The sequence below is a fragment of the Pseudoalteromonas sp. MER144-MNA-CIBAN-0113 genome (genome assembly GCF_040308965.1).
Classification (GTDB): domain Bacteria; phylum Pseudomonadota; class Gammaproteobacteria; order Enterobacterales; family Alteromonadaceae; genus Pseudoalteromonas; species Pseudoalteromonas tetraodonis.
On the sequence record NZ_JBEOOG010000536.1, the window covers coordinates 1 to 244 of the forward strand.

The following is a 244-nucleotide window of genomic DNA, read 5'->3' on the forward strand; positions in this document are numbered from 1 at the left end:
CGTAAGTAGTTAATCGCAACATTACTGGCAACGCTGTAAAGCCAAGTAGAAAACTGCGAGCGACCGTCAAATTGCGCTATTTTACGCCATACCTGTACAAACACTTCTTGGGCTGCATCTTCAGCATGCGCTTGGTCCGCTAATAAGCGTAGACATAAACCGTAGACTCGTTTTATATGTAACTCATAAAGCGTTGTGTATGCGCCTTGATCACCTGATTTAACACGCTCAATGAGTTTAGCTT

Annotated in this window: 1 protein-coding gene; it reads right to left on the reverse strand. The window is 43.4% G+C overall.

All coding sequences use genetic code 11. The features are described 5' to 3' along the window. On the reverse strand, positions 1 to 244 hold a 244-nt coding region (locus AAEY57_RS20825), incomplete at both ends, for an RNA polymerase sigma factor (protein ID WP_502935515.1).